We start from the raw sequence: 17,447 nt of genomic DNA on the forward strand, positions 1-17,447 counted from the left end.
GCACTATGCGACTGGGCGTGCGGCTCGGCATCGATGTGGGGCGAGCGCGCATCGGCGTCGCACGTTGCGATGCCGGGGCGCTCCTCGCCGTGCCTGTGGAGACGGTTCCGCGCGCGCCCGATGGCGACGCCGACATCCGCCGCGTGCTCGAGCTCGCGGAGGAATTCGGCGCGTTCGAACTCGTGGTGGGGCATCCGCTCTCATTGTCGGGTGGAGCGACCGCATCGACCGACGATGCGGTCGCCTTCGCCGAGCGTCTGGCCGGGGCCGGTGTATCCGTGCGACTCGTCGACGAACGGCTCTCCACAGTGAGTGCCCAGCAGGCGCTTCGGGCTTCGGGGCGGTCGAGTCGCTCCCAACGTCCAGTTATCGACCAAGTTGCTGCGGTTATCATTCTGCAACACGCCATCGACACGGAGCGGGCGTCGGGCCGGGAGCCCGGCCGGATGCTCACGACAGACGAAGGGTCGTCCCCCCTGTGACCCAGCTCCCTCCTGGCTCGCCGGCCGGCGGATCCGATCGCCCCCCGATGACCCGTCGCGAGGCCCGCGAGGCCGAGCAGCGCAGGGCCGCGCTGCAGGAGCAGGAGCAGGAGCGGGAGAAGGAAGCCGTACGGTCGTCCGCAACGCCGCCGCATGCGCACTACCCGACCGAGCAACGGATGGCACAAGAGGCCGCCGAGCGTCAACAGGCGTCCCACACGCAGTCCGATGACCGACGTACGCCACAATGGCCGGCTGAGCAGCAGGCCGCTCCGCAGTGGCTGGCCGGCCAGCAGGGCGTCCCGCCGGATCAGACCGCGCACGAGGCCCCGTTCCAGTGGCAGCTCGATGCCCCCGACTCGCAGCCGCAGCAGCATGAGGAGGACATTCGTCTGCCATGGAGCGAGGAGCCACAGCCGTGGTCAGGCGACCCCGATGACGACGAGTCCTTTTCGCATCGATTGAGCCGTGCGGAGCGGCGCGCCCTCAAGCACGGGGGGTACCACGACGACGAGAAGCCGCGCAGGAAGGGACCCTGGGGGTGCCTCGTCGGACTCCTCGTCGTCGCCGCACTCGTCGTGGGCGCGTTCTTCGTGCTGCGGGGTCCGATCAACATGCTCATCGAGCGATTCACGCCCGCCGAGGACTACACGGGAGCCGGCACCGGCGAGGTGGTCTTCATGATCCACGACGGTGACACCGGCGCCGATATCGCCGAGAACCTCGTCGACGAGGGAGTCACCGCCTCCTACGACGCCTTCTACGACCTGCTGCTCGAGCAGACGCCCGACCCCGAGTTCCATCCCGGTGCCTACCAGTTGGCCGAGAAGATGAGTGCCCAGTCGGCGCTGGACGCGCTCCTCGACCCGACGAAGAAGCTCGAGAACACCTTCGTCATCCAGGAGGGCATGTGGGCGAGCAACGCCCTCGCCGAAGCGGCCACCGTCTCCGAGATCCCGATCGAGGAGCTGCAGGCCGCGGCCGCCGACCTGCCAGCACTCGGCCTGCCTCCCGAGGCGACGAGCGTCGAGGGATTCCTGTTTCCCGCCACGTACACCGTCGCTCCGGGCATGACGGCCTCCGACCTCGTGAAGATGCTCGTCGATCGCTCATTCCAGGCGCTCGATGCCGCGGGCGTGGCACCCGAGGATCGGTGGCGCACCGTTGTGAAGGCCTCGCTCATCGAGCGTGAGGCAGGGCTCCGCGACGACTACTACAAGGTGTCGCGCGTCATCGAGAACCGGCTGAACCCCGAGCTCTTCGAGAGCGGCCTCCTGCAGTTCGACTCCACCGTGCACTACGGCATCGGCGATGACTCCGTCGTCACGACGACGGATGCCCAGCGCGCCGACCCGGGGAATCCCTACAACACCTATGTGCATCCGGGTCTCCCGCCGGGGCCGATCGGCAACCCCGGCGACCTCGCGATCGACGCGGCGATCCACCCCGCCGCGGGACCCTGGCTGTACTTCGTGACGGTCGACCTCGATAGCGGGGAGACGGTGTTCTCGTCGACGATCGAGGAGCATGAGGCCGCCGTCGTGCGGTTCCGCGCCTGGCTCGACGAGCACCCCGAGTACGGGAACTGACCGATGCGCCGACTCGCGGTGCTCGGTTCGCCGATCGCCCACTCGAAGAGCCCAGGACTGCACCGCGCCGCCTACCGGCTGCTCGGCCTCGACTGGGAGTACACCGCGATCGAGATGCGCGGTGACGGCCTCGCCGCGTTCGTCGAGGGGCTGGATGACTCGTGGCGCGGACTCTCGCTCACGATGCCGCTCAAGCAGGACGTGCTGCCGCTCCTCGACGACGTCGAAGAGCTCGCGGTGCTCGCCGGCGCGGCGAACACCGTGCTCTTCGAGGCCGGAATCAGGCGCGGCTTCAACACCGACGTCGCGGGCATCGTGCGCGCGCTCGGCGAGGCGGGCGTCACCCGAGTTCATCACGGGGTCGTGATCGGCGGCGGCGCCACCGCTGCGTCCGCACTCGTCGCCATGGCCGAACTGGGGGCCGCGCACGTGCAGGTGCTCGTGCGCCGGCCGGGTGCAGCCGCAGAGCTGATCGCGCTCGGCTCGCGGCTCGGCCTCGTCGTCGACGAGGCACGCATCGGCGAGCTCGCGCGGGCGCGCGAGGCGGAGCTCGTCGTGAGCACCGTTCCCGGCGGCACGGACCTCGGCGTCGCGGCATCCGACACCCTCGTGCAGAGCGCAGCACTGCTCGACGTCGCATACGACCCGTGGCCGTCGCCGCTCGCCGCCGGCTGGATCGGAGCGGGCGGCACCGTCGTCCACGGACTCGGGATGCTGCTGCACCAGGCGCTCATCCAGGTGCGGATCTTCGTGCACGGCGACCCGCTCGCGCCGTTGCCCGACGAAGACGCCGTGCTCGCCGTCATGCGCGAATCGCTGTAGCGCGCCTGTGGAAGGATAGAGGACATGCTCCGTTGGCTCACTGCCGGAGAGTCGCACGGCCCTGAGCTCGTCGCGATCCTCGAGGGTCTTCCCGCCGGTATCCCCGTCTCGCTCGACGACATCCGCGCCGACCTCGCGCGCCGCAAGCTCGGCTACGGCCGGGGCGCGCGCATGAAGTTCGAGCAGGACGAGCTCTCCATCTCGGGCGGAGTGCGCCACGGACTCAGCCTCGGCAGCCCCGTCGCGTTGCGCATCGGCAACACCGAGTGGCCCAAGTGGTCCGAGGTGATGAGTCCCGAGCCGGTCGATCCCGAAACGCTCGGCCGCGGCCGCGGCGCCCCGCTCACCCGTCCACGGCCCGGGCATGCCGATCTCGTCGGCATGCAGAAGTACGGCTTCGATGAGGCGCGGCCCGTGCTCGAGCGCGCCAGCGCACGCGAGACGGCCGCCCGCGTCGCGCTCGGCGCCGTCGCACGATCCTTCCTCGCCGAGCTCGGCGTTCGCCTCGTGGCGCACACGATCGCGATCGGCCCCGTGCGGGTTCCCGAGGGTCGGCCGCTGCCGCTGCCCGACGATGTCGACCGGCTCGACGCCGACCCGCTGCGGTGCTTCGACCCCGAGACCTCCGCGGCGATGGTCGCCGAGGTCGATGCGGCCCACAAAGACGGCGACACCCTCGGCGGCGTCGTCGAGGTGCTCGCCTACGGCGTGCCTCCGGGGCTGGGTTCCTACGTGCACTGGGACCGTCGGCTCGACGCGCAACTCGCCGCGGCCCTCATGGGCATCCAGGCGATCAAGGGCGTCGAGGTCGGCGACGGATTCCTCACCACGACGCGTCGCGGCTCGGTGGCCCACGACGAGCTCCACCAGGGCGACGGCCGCATCCTGCGCGGCAGCGACCGTGCCGGAGGCACGGAGGGCGGCATGAGCACCGGCACCGTGCTGCGGGTGCGAGCCGGAATGAAGCCCATCGCGACCGTTCCGCACGCGCTGCCGACGATCGATGTGGCCACGGGCGAGCCCGCTGTCGCACATCACCAGCGCTCCGATGTCGTCGCGGTGCCCGCGGCCGGGGTCGTGGCCGAGGCCATGGTTGCCCTGACCCTCGCGAACGCGATGATCGAGAAGTTCGGCGGCGACTCCGTGGTGGAGACGCGTCGCAACCTCGAGGCCTATCTCGCGGCGATCCCAGAGACGCTCCGCACTGCGGGCGCCTCGGCGACCGCCGCGGCCGATCGTGCCTGACGGGCGCCGCCCGGGCCTGCCGATCGTGCTCATCGGCCCGATGGGCGCCGGCAAGTCGCGCGTGGGGCAACGGCTCGCCACTGCCGTCGACGCCCCCTTCATCGACACCGACGCCCGGATCACCGAGCGCTACGGTCCGATCGACGAGATCTTCGCTCGCGAGGGCGAGGAGTACTTCCGCATCATCGAGCGCGAGATCGTCGCCGACGCGCTGCGGGAGGAGTCCGTGATCTCGCTCGGCGGGGGCGCCGTGCTGCACCCCGAGACGCAGGCCGACCTCGAAGACCTGCCGGTCGTGTGGCTGCAGGTCTCGCCCGAGGCGGTGGCACCGAGGCTCTCGGGCAGCACCCGACCGCTCATCGCCGAAGGCGGCATCGGAGCATGGAAGGCGATCCTCGAGTCGCGCCGGCCCGTGTACGAGGCGCTCGCCGACCTGCGCATCGACACCTCGCGTCGCTCGGTCGCGCGGATCGTCGACGAGATCACCGAGTGGTTCGAAGGAGCACGATGATGGCGAGCGAATCGCGAACGACCATCCACGTCGGAGGCGAAGACGGCTACGACGTCGTGATCGGGCGAGGGGTCCGCGCCGAGCTCCCCGAGGTGCTCGGCACGGCACCGAAGAAGGTGCTGGTGGTGCATCCGTCGACCCTCGGCGCTCGCGCCGCGGCCCTGCGCGAGGAGCTGCAGGGAAAGTACGAGGTGCTGCTCGCCGAAGTGCCCGACGCCGAGGCGGCCAAGCGCGTCGAGGTCGCCGCGTTCTGCTGGCAGGTGCTCGGCCAGGCCGACTTCACGCGCAGCGACGCCGTCATCGGGCTCGGCGGCGGCGCGATCACCGATCTCGCGGGCTTCGTCGCCGCCACGTGGCTCCGCGGCGTGCGGATCGTCCAGGTGCCCACGACCGTGCTCGGCATGGTCGACGCCTCGGTCGGCGGCAAGACCGGCATCAACACGAACGAGGGCAAGAACCTCGTGGGCGTGTTCCACGCGCCCGCGGCGGTGCTCTGCGACTTCGACCTCCTCGACACGCTCCCGAGGAATGAGATCCTCGCCGGATTCGCCGAGATCGTGAAGGCGGGGTTCATCCGCTACCCCGAGATCCTCGACGTGATCGAGGCCGACCCCGAAGCCGCGACCGACCCGGCCGCTCCCGAGTTCCGTCGCGTCGTCGAACTGGCCATCCGCATGAAGGCCGAGGTCGTGAGCGAGGACTTCACCGAGCAGGGCCTGCGCGAGATCCTGAACTACGGCCACACGCTCGGGCACGCGATCGAGCACGCCGAGCGCTACCAGTGGCGCCACGGCGCGGCGGTCGCGGTCGGCATGATGTTCGCCGCCGAGCTCGGCCGGCTGAGCGGACGCCTCTCCGACGAGGTCGTCGATCGGCATCGCCGCGTGCTCGAACTGCTGAGCCTGCCGACGACGTATCCGGCGGGCCGGTGGAACACGCTGCTCGCCACCATGCAGCGCGACAAGAAGGCTCGCGGGGGAGCGCTGCGGTTCATCGTGCTCGACGACATCGCGCGGCCCACGGTGCTGCACGCTCCCGACCAGTCGCTGCTCTTCGCCGCGTACCAGGAGATCGGCTCCTGACGAGCAGCGAGGGTGGGGATGCCACGGCATCACCCACCCTCGCTCCGAGACGCGGTGCTCAGTCGATCGCGGCGACCGCGACGTCGGGATTGTCGCTGAACACTCCGTCGAGGCCGGCCTCCACGAAGACCCGGATCTCGCCGGCGAGGTCGCCGATGCCGGCCGGGTCGGCGCTCGAGCGGAATTCGGCGGGGAGGAAGGCGTTCTCGCGGCGGAAGGTCCAGCCGTGCACGTCGAGCCCCGCGCGATGCGCGTCGCCGATGACCGGGGTCGGCGTGCCGAGCGTGCCATCCGCCGTGCGGGGGATCGCGACGCTCTTCTCGATGCCGATGCCGTCGGCGTAGCCCGCGATCTCAGCCAGGCCGGCAGGGGTCACGAGATCGGCGTACGTTCGCACATCGCCGGCGACGGTGAAGTCGTACGGCCGGCCGCTCGAGCTGATGAGCTGGGCGAGGGCGACTTCCGTCAGGCCGTCGAGCTCCTTGAGGTTCGCGACCTCGAAGCTCTGCACGATGACCGGAGCGTCGGCGTCGTCGACACCGTTCGCCGCGAGCTGGGCGACGAGCGGCTCCTCCAGCGAGAGGCCGATGGAGTCGAAGTAGGTCGCATGCTTCGTCTCGGGGTAGACCCCGATCGGCTCACCCTGGCAGCTCACGGAGTGTCGCGCGAGGTCGATAACCTCGTCGAGCGTCGGCACCTGGTAGAGCCCGTTGAACGCGGTGTTCTGCGGGCGCACCTGGGGGAGCCGCTCGATCGCGCGGAGGGTCTTCAGCTCGGCGAGCGTGAAGTCCTCGGTGAACCAGCCGGTCACCGAAGCGCCGTCGATCGTCTTCGTCGTCTTGCGGGCGGCGAACTCCGTGCGGGACGCGACATCCGTCGTGCCGCTGATCTCGTTCTCGTGGCGGGCGACGAGGACGCCGTCCTTCGTCGCGACCACGTCGGGCTCGATGAAGTCCGCGCACTGCGCGATCGCCGTCTCGTACGCGGCGAGTGTGTGCTCAGGGCGGTACCCGCTCGCGCCGCGGTGGCTCACGATCGTGATGTCCGACGATGGGACCCGCTCCTTCTCGAGATCGATGAGGTCGAATTCGGTGTCGTCGGGAGTACCCGTGATACGCGCGTCATTGCCCGGATAGTTGTTGTCGTTGCCGATGAGGAGGCGCCCGTCGCGCAACCGCACGACCGTCTCGAACGACTGCACCGGCAGGGAGAACACCTCGCCCGTGCCGTAGCCGTCGCCCGCGCCGATGAGGTCGGGGTTGGCGATGCGCAGGGCGTCGAGCACGAGCGACTTCTCGACGTAGCCCTCGTGATCGGTGCGGGACAGGTCGATCTCGTAGACGCGCTTGGTGACCGCCTGGTCACCCTCGAAATCGTCGCGCTCGACGAGGAGCAGCACGTCGCCCCGCACCATGAACGCGTCGCCGACGACGTTCGCGTCCTGGTCCGTCTGGTAGTTCCGGGTGCGGCCGGTGTAGGCGCCGGTGGTCGTGTCGAACTCGAGGATCTCGCGTCGCCGCAGGTCGGGGTCGTCGGTGTACGCGCCCTCAAGGATGGGATAGAGGTATCGACCGCTCCCGGATGCCGCGAGTGCTTCGAACCCGCGGCTCGCTCGCACCCGTGGCGTTTCACCGGACGCGAGATACGGGTTCTGCGGCGACTTGGCGCCGCCCGGCAGCGGGACCGGCTTCTGGAGGAGGGTGCCGTCGGCACCGAAGTGCAGCAGGAACGGCCCGAACTCCTCGCCAACCCAGAATGAGCCGTCCTTCGCCTGCACGAGCGACTCGATGTCGAAGTCCGCCCCAGTGAGCAGACGCTCGGGCGTCGACTCGTTCACGATGGGGAAGTCGAGCACGTGGTTCGCGTCGTTGTAGGAGATGAAGCGCTCGATCGCGATCTCGCCATGGCCGCCGTCGGCGGTCTCCCACGCGGGCCGCACGAGATAGCTGCGCAACAGGAAGTCGGCCGAGTTCGCCTTCGAACCGAAGCCGTTGTCGGGCTGCGCCCAGAACGAGCCGTCGCCGTTGTCGATCGCCGCGGAGAAGCCCGGGACGACCTGCCCGGCGAAGGGGCCGGTGCGGCCATTCGCCGGCGACGCGAGCGCGCCGGACGCCGGCCCTGCTTCGAGGTGGTCCGCCGACAGCGTCGCGCGGGCGACGAGGGTCGGCTCCACCGTCTTGGCGGTCGGGCCCTGCGGCTCGCCGTTGCCGGCAGCGTTCGCGGGAGAGGGGATGAGGATGACGGCCGCGGTGGCGGCCGCCGCGGCCAGGGCGAGGAGGCGCGTCTGCGCGCGAGCTGTGCGATGTGGCATGCACGCAACACAATCGGGCGGAGCGCACGTTGGAGTGGCCGCCGACGATCCCGATGTCGACGAATGGGTGAACAGGAGTCGCGTTCGCCGGGTGACGTGCAACCCCCGTCACCCTCCCGTTCACCGGATGGATAGGCTTGCCGCGTGACTTCCACGATCCTCGTCCTCAACGGACCGAACCTCGGCCGGCTCGGCACGCGCGAGCCCGAGGTGTACGGCAGCGAGACGCTCGCCGACATCGAGGCGTCGCTCGCGGCATCCGTGCCCGACGGTGTGTCGATCGACCTCAGGCAGACCGACGACGAGGCCGAGCTCATCGCCTGGATCCACCATGCGGTCGACGAGCGAGTGCCGGTCGTGCTGAATCCGGCGGCCTTCACTCATTACAGCTACGCGCTCCGGGATGCCGCCGCGCAGCTCAGGCAAGCGGGCGTGCCGCTCGTCGAGGTGCACCTCTCGAACCCGCACACGCGCGAGACCTTCCGACACACGAGCGTCATCTCGGGGGTCGCGACGGGCGTCATCGCGGGCTTCGGATCCGACTCCTACCGGCTCGCCGTCGATTGGATCCTGCGGCACGCGTGAGCCGCGATGCTGCGGCGCGCGTGACCGGGTGCCCTGCATTGGCGCCGTCCGACGGCAGCGACTACACTCGACCGACTGAACTCTGTGTTCCGGCCGACTCCGGCCGAGCAACTTCGCAACTGAACGGATCACATTCGCATGGCAAGCACCGCTGACATCAAGAACGGCGTCGTCCTGAACATCGACGGCCAGCTCTGGAGCGTCATCGAGTTCCAGCACGTCAAGCCCGGCAAGGGCGGTGCGTTCGTCCGGACGAAGCTGAAGAACGTGGTCTCGGGCAAGACCGTCGACCGCACGTACAACGCGGGCACGAAGATCGACGTCGAGAACGTCGACCGTCGCGACTTCACCTACCTCTACAACGACGGCGAAGCCTTCGTGTTCATGGACGCGAGCGACTACGACCAGCTCACGGTGCCCGCCACCGTCGTCGGCGATGCCGCGAACTTCATGCTCGAGAACCAGTCCGTCACGATCGCCCTGAACAACGGCAATCCGCTCTACGTCGAGCTCCCGGCATCCGTCGTGCTCGAGATCACCTACACCGAGCCCGGCCTGCAGGGCGATCGCTCCACGGGCGGCACGAAGCCGGCGACCGTCGAGACCGGCTACGAGATTCAGGTTCCGCTCTTCCTCGAGACCGGCACCAAGGTCAAGGTCGACACTCGAACGGGCGACTACCTCGGCCGCGTGAACGACTAGTGAGCGCTCGCACCAAGGCGCGCAAGCGCGCGCTCGACATGCTGTACTCGGCCGACATGCGGCAGGTGCCGGTCGAGCAGATGCTCGTCGTCGAAGCGGAGAAGGCCGTCAGCGAGCCCGAGCGGGCAGCATCGTGGCTCTACGCGCGCGAGATCGTCGACGGCATCGTCGACCACCGCGCCGAGATCGACGAGCTCATCGAGACCCACTCGCGCGGGTGGACCCTCGACCGGATGCCGGCGGTCGACCGGGCGCTCCTGCGCATCGGGGTCTGGGAGATCCTCTACAACGACGCGGTGCCCGACCCCGTCGCGATCTCCGAGGCCGTGGAAGCCGCAACCGTGCTCTCGACCGACGACTCAGCCGGATTCGTGAACGGCCTGCTCGCGGCGATCTCGCACTCGAAAGGATAGGTCGTCTCCGAAAGAGCTCGGCTCGCGCCTCAGACCGCGGAGCATGTCGCGTGCCTCAGATCAGTTCGCGGCGCGACCGCGTGCGGTACTCGGTCGGGCTCATGCCGTTGACCGACCTGAACTGGCGCGAGAAGTAGAACGCGTCGCTGTAGCCGACGGCGGAGGCGATCTCGGCGACCAGGGCGTCCGTCGTGATGAGCAGCTCGCGGGTGCGCGCGATGCGCAGCCGCTTGACGTACTCGACGACCCCCGTGCCGGCGGAGGCCTTGAAGAGGGCGGCGAAATGCGAGGTGCTCATGCCGGCCAGGCGGGCGAGCGCGGGCACGCTCGTCGGCTCGGCGAGGTGGGCGCGCAAATGGTCTTGCACGAGGTGGATTCGGTCGACCGACCCCGCCCGGCCCCGCAGCCGGTCGGCGGCGAGTTGCGCGAAGAGATTCCACGCGGGGCCGACCGCCGCGTAGAGACTCGCTCGGGTCTCGTCACGCTCGACCTCCGACACCACCTGCCGGGCGAGCGCGACCGCGCCGAACATGTCGCGCACGGGGATGACGGGTTGCCGGTCGGTGCCGAGCACCGCGTCGACGAGCGTCGGCACGTCGACGCCCTCAGCGTGCAGCCACCAGATCGACCACGGATCGTGCTGGTCGGCGCCGTACCGGTGCGGCACGTCGGGCGGGATGAGCACCGCCTCGCCGGCTGAGATCGTGTGGTCCGCTCCGTTCATCGTGAGCCACCCCGCGCCCGCGGTGCAGAGGATGAGGATGGCCTGCCGGATCCCATCCGGCCGGGAGCGGCCGTGCGAGTTCGCATGCGGGAAGTGTCCAGCATCGGTCACGAGCAGGCGACCCGTGAGCGGGTCTTTCAGCGCGGCCTTGATCAGCGGCTGCGGCAGAACACGGAGTCGCTGGCCCGGGAATCCGTCGGGGACGAGCATGGCGACTAGGTTACCCGGAATCGGCGAATCGTCCAGCAGAACCGTTGGATCGCGCATTCAGGCGCCGCAAGCGGCTCCCTAGCATGACCATATGCTCGAGGACGAGTTCGAACTGTGAACGGCTACCGACCGGTCCCCATCCCGGCCCATCTGCCTGACAAGCTGACGATCAGCCTGTGGGATTTCTCCTGGTACGTGCGCACCGGATCCGGTGAACCGTTCGAGGATCTCGACCGCGCCGTCGCGGAGGCGGTCGAGCGCGGCTACAACGCGGTGCGCATCTGCGCGATGCCGTTCCTGCTCTTCGGCTCGGGGCTCGACACGAGCGCGCTGCGCCTCGACCGGCTCGGCGGCGAGTACGCCCAGCGCGTGCGTTGGTACGATGTCGGCGCCGCCACGGTGATCGACGCGCGCGAGCACCTCCTCGCACTGTTCCGTGCGCTCGACGCGCACGGTCTCGTCGTGGTGCTCTCATCGTGGGAGTACCAGCAGTCGTCGTCGTTCGCCGTCGAGCGGGACTGGTTCGACGCACTCATGGCGGTGCCGCCGAGCGAGCGGCCGCTGCGGCTCGCCGACGCGATGGCCGACCTCGTCGACTTCCTCGCGATGGCTGGGCTCGACCACCGCGTCGCGTTCACGGAGCTGCACAACGAGGTGCAGTTCACGCACCTCGTCGACGGCCTGGAGGCGGCGTGGGGAGAGGATGACGGCGACGCCGCCATCCTCGAGCTGAAGCCGTCCCTCACCGCCGCGCTCGACCGGTTCCACGATCGGCACCCCGACCGCCCGGTCACGGTCAACTACGCGCACGTGCCGGTCGGCGCCATGCGCGGCATCCCCGACAACATCGACGTGCTCGTGGCGCATCCGTACATCTACGGCGTGCTCGGCGAGACGACTGCCGCCTTCGACCTGCGCGGGCCTCTCGAGGACTTCCCGCGCGAGCAGGTCGACGCCTTCGGGCTGTTGCGCGAGGGCGCGCCGGCGGCAACAGAATGGACGCTCCCACCCGACTCATCGTGGAAGCTCGAGGCGACCATCGTCGGCAAACCTGAGATCTTCTTCCACGACTGGGTCGATCCCGACGCCTTCGACCGATTCCTCTACGAGCGGTACGAGTCGCACCGCACCGAGATGGACCGCACGCTCGGCGACTGGGTCGCCGTCGCGGCCGATCACGCCCTCGCCCGCGGCATCCCCGTCGTCTTCGGCGAGGGCTGGATCGGCTACACCCCGTTGCACGGCGACTTCGAGGAGGGCCCGGTCGGAGCCGAGTTCTGCCGTCGCGCCGTGCGCGAGTCCCGCCGCGTCGGCGCTTGGGGCACGATCGTGTGCTCCAATGCCGCACCGCACCATCCGATGTGGGCGGATGTCGCGCTCCAGCGCGAGTGCAACGCCCTCTTCACCGCACCATCCGTTCCACCCCTGCACCAGTGATCGCACCCGCACCCCGCACCTCATCGAGGAGGACCCCTTGGCCACTGACAACCGAATCCCAACCCCCAGCTCGCTCGGCCCGTTCGGCTCGCTCGCGGAGGCGTCGCTGACCCGCCGCGGGCTGCTCGCCGGCACCGCTGGAGCCGGAGTGCTCGCCTTCCTCACCTCGTGCATGGCGGGCGGCGGCGGTGGCGGCGCATCCCAGACCGGCCTGGTGCTGCAGTCATCCCTCTCGGACCCCGCGCCCAAGGCGGCTCTCGAGCAGATCGTCAAGGCGTACGGCGGCGGCGACGTCACCCTCAACACCGTCGCGATCGAGCAGTTCCGTGCGCAGCTGTCGACCTACCTCAGCTCGAGCAACCCGCCCGACGTGCTCACCTGGTACGCGGGCTCCGTCGCACGCGACTATGCGAGCAAAGGGTTCCTCCTCGACCTCTCGGACATGTGGGAGGGCGACGGTGCCGCCGCGAGCTACTCGCCCGCGCTGCGCGATCTCTCGTCCGATGACGACGGTCGGCAGATCTTCCTGCCGACGAACTACTACTGGTGGGGCGTCTTCCACCTGAAGTCCGCCTTCCAGGAGTGGGGCGTCTCCGAGCCGACGACCTGGGACGAGTTCATCACCCTGTGCGAGACGCTCAAGTCGAACGGCATCAACCCGCTCTCGAACGGCATCGGCTCGACGCCGTGGATGGCGTCGGGATGGTTCGACATCCTCAACCTGCGCGTGAACGGCGCCGACTTCCACAAGCAGCTGCTCTCCGGCGAGGCGTCGTTCGACAGCACGGAGGTCAAGAACACCATGCGGTACTACGCCGACATCGTGCCGTTCTTCGACCCCAACATGACCTCCTACGCGTGGCAGGACGCGGTGACCCCGCTCGTGCAGAAGAAGAACGGGATGTACCTCACAGGAGCGTTCATCAGCCAGAACCTGGTCGACTCCGATCCCGACGACCTCGACTTCTTCTCGGTGCCCGTCATCGACCCCTCCATCCCGACCGCCGAAGAGGCGCCGACGGACGGCTACTTCGCGAGCGCGAAGACGAGCAATCCCGAGGCGACGAAGGAGTTCCTGGCATACCTCGCCGGCGCGGAGTCGCAGCAGGCGTTCATCGAGGAGGCGCAGTCGTCAAACCTGCCGACCTCGCCCGACGTCGACACCTCCGGCTTCTCGCCGCTCGTGCAGAAGGGACTCAAGATGCTCAGCGAGACCGACCAGATCACGCAGTTCTTCAACCGTGACTCGTCCGACGCGCTTCAGACGACGGCCGACACGGCGCTCACGAAGTTCCTCGCGAACCCCGCCGACGTCGACTCCATCCTCACCGAGTGGCAGGCCGCGGCTGAGCAGGTGTTCAACGGGTGACCATCGCACCGATGGGTCCCGAAACCCTGGTCGTCGAGACCGCTTCCCCGCCCGAACGGCGAGGAGGGGGAGCTCGACGTCGGCGACTTCACCGCGTGCCGAGCGTCGTCTGGTTCTTCCTGCTCATCCCGCTCGCGGTCGAGCTCGCATGGGTGTTCTGGCCGGCGATCAACAGCTTCTGGCTTTCGCTCACGCGGTGGAACGGCATCGGCGACCCCGAGTTCATCGGAATCGGCAATTTCGAGCGACTCCTCTCCGACCCGATCTTCGGCCAGGCGATCCTCAACAACGTCATCTGGGTGATCGGGTTCGGCGGGTTCTCGGTCATCGTCGGGCTCTCGCTCGCCGTCGCGCTCAACAAGCCCCGCCGCGGAGTCGGCTTCTACCGCAGCGCGATCTACCTGCCGATGGTGTTCTCCCTCGCGGTCACGGGCCTCTTCTGGCGGGTCATCTACCAGCCCGACGGCGCCGTCAACGCGTTCCTCGGTTCGATCGGCCTCGGTTCGCTCGAGACGCAATGGCTGGCGAATCCCGACACCGCCCTCTACGCCGTGCTCGTGGCCGCCGTCTGGCGCCAGGTCGGCTACATCATGGTGCTGTACCTCGCGGGGCTCAAGGGTGTCGATCCGACACTCGAGGAGGCCGCCGCAGTCGACGGCGCGAGTCCGTGGCAGCGGTTCTGGCGCATCGTCATGCCGCAGTTGAGCGGGGTGAACAGCGTCGTCTTCGCGGTGACGGTCATCGACTCGTTGCGCACCTTCGACATCGTGTGGGCGATGACCCGTGGCGGGCCGTACAACTCGACGCAGCTGCTCTCGACGTACATGTACCAGACGAGCTTCACCGTGCTCGACCTCGGCTACGGTTCGGCCATCGCCGTCGTCATCTTCGCACTCGCGATCGTCTTCATCATCACGTACCTCGCCCGCGCAGCGAAGGAGGATTGAGGATGTCCACGGCACCCGTGCTTCCGGCCCGGACCGACGGTCGCTCGACCGACGCTTCCATCGCTGGCGTCCGACGCGGACGACGCGGCGGATGGCGCTTCCACGCGATCATGACGCCGCTCTCGCTGCTCTGGATCGCGCCCATGATCTTCGTCGTCTTCGTGGCGGTGCGCTCGTTCGGCGACCTCACGGACCGAGGCCTCGCCGCGCTGCCGCTCTCGATCGACCTGAGCGGATTCGTGACAGTCTTCACGGCGGGGCTCGTCGGCGAGGCGCTCGTCAACAGCGTGATCGTCACGATCGCGACCGTCTTCCTCACGCTGCTGCTCGCGACGTGGGCCGCGTTCGCACTGAGCAGGTTCCACATCCCGTTCCGGCGCACGATCCTTCTCGTCATGCTCGCCGGCAACCTGCTGCCGCCCCAGATCCTCCTCATTCCGGTGGCGCGCATCACCGAGGGGCTCGGCATCTACGACACGCTCGCGGCGCTCGTGATCGTGCAGGTCGGCTTCGGCCTCGGCTTCTACACCTTCGTGCTCCACGGCTTCATGCGTGCGATCCCGCCCGAGATCTTCGAGGCGGCCCGCGTCGACGGTGCGGGGGAGATCCGCACCTACTGGCAGCTCGTGCTGCCCCTGTGTCGTCCGTCGCTCGCGGCGCTCGCCGCGCTCGCCACGACGTGGATCTGGAACGACCTCATCTGGGCGCTCACGGTGCTGCGCACCGAGACCAATTTCCCGATCACGGCGGCGCTGCTCAACATCCAGGGCGGCTACGTGAGCCAGTGGAACGTCGTCGCCTCGGGTGCGATCGTGGCCGCGCTGCCGACGGCGATCGTGTTCTTCGCATTCCAGCGGCACTTCGTCTCGGGCCTCACGCTCGGTTCAGGCAAGTGAGCGCGCAAGCTCGGCTGCGTACCCGCACGACCGAGTACGTGGTGAGCGTGCTGCCCGACGGCTCGGGGCTGGTGCTCGATCACTGGGGCGAGCTGATCGACGGGCCGGTCGAGGCGTGGTCCGAGCCCGATCGCATCGTCTCCTTCGCCACGACAGCGGATGCCGCTCCGCTCGAGTTCGCCTCGGCGGGCCAGCGACACGTGCAGTTCTCCGAGCTGCTCGTCGATCGCGGCGACGGTTGGCTCGGCGCCGCCTGGACGCTCAGGGGTGACCTCGAGACCGTCTCATCCGTTGACGGCTCGCGTCTTACCGCCGAGTTCGCCGACGAGACCGGCACCCTCGTGCTCGTGCTCGAGTACGAGACCTCCACACGGCACGACGTCGTGCGCCGCCGGATGACCGTGCGGAACGAGGGCACGACGCGGATCGAGCTGCCTCGCGCGTTCTCTGCCGGGTGGAACCTGCCACTCGGCCAGGCGCTGCACGTCGACTACCTCGCTGGGCGATGGGCGACCGAGTTCCAGCGGCGCTCGATCGAGCTGCAGTGGGGCACGTTCTCGATCGGCAGCCGGCAAGGCGTGACGGGGCTGCTGTTCAGCCCCGTCGTCACGGTGACGGCCGCGAACGTGCGCACGGGTCATCCCGACCGTGCCTACGGCGTAGCCCTCGAGTGGAGCGGATCGTGGCGCCTCCAGGTCGACTCGACGTCGATCGCGGCGCACACGCGTGTCTCGTGCGGCGTCGACGAGGACACGACGACCGTGACGCTGCTGCCGAGGGAATCATTCACTTCGCCGTGGTCGACGGGCATCATGAGCTCAGAAGGGCCCGAGGGCTTGACGCGCGAATGGCACCGGTACCAGCGCGTCGCGCTCGCACGCGACCTCTCACCCATGACGCGACCCGTCGTCTACAACTCCTGGTACGCGACCGGGTTCGACGTGCGCGAAGACCACCAGCTGGAGCTCGCGCGCATCGCCGCCGGGCTCGGTGTCGAAGCCTTCGTGGTGGATGACGGCTGGTTCGCGGGTCGAACGTCGGATCGTGCGGGGCTCGGCGATTGGACGCCCGATCCGTCGAAGTTCCCGCGCGGGCTCCGGCCGTTCGCCGACGAGATCGTGGCGCTCGGCATGCGGCTCGGGCTCTGGATCGAACCGGAATGCGTCAACCCCGACAGCGAGCTGTACCGCGCGCATCCCGACTGGGTGTATCGCGCAGGGGACCGCCCGCTCGTGACAATTCGCAACCAGCTGGTGCTCGATCTCGGCCGCGCCGAGGTCGTCGAGTGGATCGAGCATCGCCTGCGGGAGCTGCTGCGTTCTGCGCATATCAGCTACCTGAAGTGGGACATGAACCGGCCCGTGAGCGACGGCGGGCGCCCCGGCGACCTGCATGGCAGCGAATGGTCGGTGCAGCACACCCGTGGCTACTACCGGGTGATGCGGATGCTTCGAGACGCGTTCCCGCACGTGACCATCGAGGCGTGTGCGAGCGGCGGTGGCCGCATCGACAACGCCGTGCTCGCGCTCTCCGACGTCGTGTGGACGAGCGACCAGGTAGGGCCGAGGGACCGACTCGTCATCCAGCACGGCTTCCTTGACGCGTACCCCGCCCACGTCATGAGCTCGTGGGTGGCGGATGACCCGGGCCATCGTGACCGCATGCCCGTCTCGCTCGGCTACCGCTTTGCGGTCGCCATGTCGGGCGTGCTCGGCATCGGAGCCGACCTCGGACGGTGGACGGAGGCGGAGCGCGCCGAGGCGACGGGGCTCGTTGCGCGCTATCGCGACATCCGGCCGGTCGTGCAGCGCGGGCAGGTCGTGCGCCACGGCGATCCGCACGGCGACCTCTACGCGATCGAGTACGCAGGGCCGGCGGACGATCCTCGCATCGTGGTGCTCGTGTACGACCGTGACCGAGACCGAACGCGCGACCTCGATCGGCCCCGCGTGCATCCGACGCAGCTCACCCCAGGCGTGCGGTACCGAGTCGAGGGCACTGAGCGGGAGGTCACGCGCGAGTCGGCGCGGTCCCTCGGCATCGAGGTGCCGTTCGAGCTCGCGCCGGACGCCGACCTGCTGGTGCTCCTGCCGATCGGCTGAGGCCGCTGCCCAGGCCGAGG

The 17,447-nt window shown here is 69.1% G+C and carries 16 protein-coding genes; 14 read left to right on the forward strand and 2 right to left on the reverse strand.

Features of this window, described 5'->3' with window-relative positions; translation table 11 throughout:
* Positions 1 to 5 precede the first annotated feature (5 nt).
* From ruvX to aroB, 6 genes are read left to right on the forward strand one after another with little or no spacing between them, the layout of a single operon-like run.
* Positions 6 to 482: a Holliday junction resolvase RuvX gene (ruvX, locus tag J7E25_RS12300; protein WP_214870414.1), complete on the forward strand. Its 477-nt coding sequence runs from the start codon at positions 6 to 8 to the stop codon at positions 480 to 482.
* A gap of 47 nt (positions 483 to 529) precedes the next feature.
* Positions 530 to 2,071, forward strand: coding sequence for an endolytic transglycosylase MltG (gene mltG, locus J7E25_RS12305; RefSeq protein ID WP_214870415.1), 1,542 nt, complete (start codon positions 530 to 532; stop codon positions 2,069 to 2,071).
* A 3-nt stretch (positions 2,072 to 2,074) separates the two neighbouring features.
* On the forward strand, positions 2,075 to 2,893 hold the full coding sequence (locus tag J7E25_RS12310; protein WP_214870416.1) for a shikimate dehydrogenase: 819 nt from the start codon (positions 2,075 to 2,077) through the stop codon (positions 2,891 to 2,893).
* 24 nt (positions 2,894 to 2,917) lie between these two features.
* Positions 2,918 to 4,138 carry a chorismate synthase gene (aroC, locus tag J7E25_RS12315; RefSeq protein ID WP_214870417.1) on the forward strand — a complete coding sequence of 407 codons (1,221 nt, stop codon included), beginning with the start codon at positions 2,918 to 2,920 and terminating at the stop codon, positions 4,136 to 4,138.
* The gene (locus J7E25_RS12320; RefSeq protein WP_308164539.1) at positions 4,131 to 4,649 is read left to right on the forward strand and encodes a shikimate kinase; all 519 of its coding nucleotides are present in this window, start codon (positions 4,131 to 4,133) and stop codon (positions 4,647 to 4,649) included. Before aroC ends, J7E25_RS12320 begins: the two co-directional genes overlap by 8 nt.
* Positions 4,646 to 5,731: a 3-dehydroquinate synthase gene (aroB, locus tag J7E25_RS12325; RefSeq protein WP_251039002.1), complete on the forward strand. Its 1,086-nt coding sequence runs from the start codon at positions 4,646 to 4,648 to the stop codon at positions 5,729 to 5,731. The genes J7E25_RS12320 and aroB overlap by 4 nt, the downstream gene beginning before the upstream one ends.
* A gap of 58 nt (positions 5,732 to 5,789) precedes the next feature.
* Here the strand turns inward: aroB and J7E25_RS12330 are convergent, their stop codons facing one another.
* On the reverse strand, positions 5,790 to 8,042 hold the full coding sequence (locus J7E25_RS12330) for an esterase-like activity of phytase family protein (protein WP_214870418.1): 2,253 nt from the start codon (positions 8,040 to 8,042) through the stop codon (positions 5,790 to 5,792).
* Positions 8,043 to 8,186: 144 nt separating this feature from the next.
* Here J7E25_RS12330 and J7E25_RS12335 point away from each other — a divergent pair, with 144 nt between their 5' ends.
* The 3 genes from J7E25_RS12335 to nusB all read left to right on the forward strand — a co-directional run bounded on the left by J7E25_RS12335 (position 8,187) and on the right by nusB (position 9,742).
* Positions 8,187 to 8,627, forward strand: coding sequence for a type II 3-dehydroquinate dehydratase (locus tag J7E25_RS12335; protein WP_129521071.1), 441 nt, complete (start codon positions 8,187 to 8,189; stop codon positions 8,625 to 8,627).
* 138 nt (positions 8,628 to 8,765) lie between these two features.
* Positions 8,766 to 9,329, forward strand: a complete 564-nt coding sequence (gene efp / locus J7E25_RS12340; protein WP_129521070.1) for an elongation factor P — start codon at positions 8,766 to 8,768, stop codon at positions 9,327 to 9,329.
* Positions 9,329 to 9,742: a transcription antitermination factor NusB gene (gene nusB / locus J7E25_RS12345; RefSeq protein WP_214870419.1), complete on the forward strand. Its 414-nt coding sequence runs from the start codon at positions 9,329 to 9,331 to the stop codon at positions 9,740 to 9,742. Before efp ends, nusB begins: the two co-directional genes overlap by 1 nt.
* Positions 9,743 to 9,797: 55 nt before the next feature.
* Here nusB and J7E25_RS12350 read toward each other — a convergent pair whose 3' ends face one another.
* A complete protein-coding gene (locus J7E25_RS12350) occupies positions 9,798 to 10,676 on the reverse strand; it encodes an AraC family transcriptional regulator (protein WP_214870420.1) in 879 nt (292 codons plus the stop codon).
* A gap of 114 nt (positions 10,677 to 10,790) precedes the next feature.
* Between J7E25_RS12350 and J7E25_RS12355 the strand changes: the two genes are divergently transcribed.
* From J7E25_RS12355 to J7E25_RS12375, 5 genes are all read left to right on the forward strand, one after another.
* Positions 10,791 to 12,113 (forward strand): cellulase-like family protein, encoded by a 1,323-nt coding sequence (locus tag J7E25_RS12355; protein WP_214870421.1) that lies wholly within the window; start codon positions 10,791 to 10,793, stop codon positions 12,111 to 12,113.
* Between the two features lie 37 nt (positions 12,114 to 12,150).
* Positions 12,151 to 13,482, forward strand: coding sequence for an ABC transporter substrate-binding protein (locus J7E25_RS12360; protein ID WP_251039003.1), 1,332 nt, complete (start codon positions 12,151 to 12,153; stop codon positions 13,480 to 13,482).
* Between the two features lie 95 nt (positions 13,483 to 13,577).
* Positions 13,578 to 14,429, forward strand: a complete 852-nt coding sequence (locus tag J7E25_RS12365; RefSeq protein WP_308164541.1) for a sugar ABC transporter permease — start codon at positions 13,578 to 13,580, stop codon at positions 14,427 to 14,429.
* A gap of 2 nt (positions 14,430 to 14,431) precedes the next feature.
* Complete coding sequence (locus tag J7E25_RS12370; protein WP_214870422.1) at positions 14,432 to 15,325, forward strand: carbohydrate ABC transporter permease; 894 nt, start codon at positions 14,432 to 14,434, stop codon at positions 15,323 to 15,325.
* Entirely contained in the window at positions 15,322 to 17,427 is a 2,106-nt protein-coding gene (locus J7E25_RS12375; protein WP_214870423.1) for an alpha-galactosidase, read from the forward strand. Before J7E25_RS12370 ends, J7E25_RS12375 begins: the two co-directional genes overlap by 4 nt.
* Positions 17,428 to 17,447 lie beyond the last annotated feature (20 nt).

The sequence above is a fragment of the Agromyces sp. ISL-38 genome (genome assembly GCF_018613935.1).
Lineage (GTDB): Bacteria > Actinomycetota > Actinomycetes > Actinomycetales > Microbacteriaceae > Agromyces.

Excerpts from the sequence above, each read along its gene's own strand:
- mltG (WP_214870415.1), top strand. The coding sequence starts at position 530 with ATGACCCGTCGCGAGGCCCGCGAGGCCGAGCAGCGCAGGGCCGCGCTG.
- J7E25_RS12350 (WP_214870420.1), bottom strand. The coding sequence starts at position 10,676 with ATGCTCGTCCCCGACGGATTCCCGGGCCAGCGACTCCGTGTTCTGCCG.
- aroB (WP_251039002.1), top strand. The coding sequence starts at position 4,646 with ATGATGGCGAGCGAATCGCGAACGACCATCCACGTCGGAGGCGAAGAC.
- J7E25_RS12370 (WP_214870422.1), top strand. The coding sequence starts at position 14,432 with ATGTCCACGGCACCCGTGCTTCCGGCCCGGACCGACGGTCGCTCGACC.
- ruvX (WP_214870414.1), top strand. The coding sequence starts at position 6 with ATGCGACTGGGCGTGCGGCTCGGCATCGATGTGGGGCGAGCGCGCATC.
- J7E25_RS12310 (WP_214870416.1), top strand. The coding sequence starts at position 2,075 with ATGCGCCGACTCGCGGTGCTCGGTTCGCCGATCGCCCACTCGAAGAGC.
- aroC (WP_214870417.1), top strand. The coding sequence starts at position 2,918 with ATGCTCCGTTGGCTCACTGCCGGAGAGTCGCACGGCCCTGAGCTCGTC.
- J7E25_RS12330 (WP_214870418.1), bottom strand. The coding sequence starts at position 8,042 with ATGCCACATCGCACAGCTCGCGCGCAGACGCGCCTCCTCGCCCTGGCC.
- efp (WP_129521070.1), top strand. The coding sequence starts at position 8,766 with ATGGCAAGCACCGCTGACATCAAGAACGGCGTCGTCCTGAACATCGAC.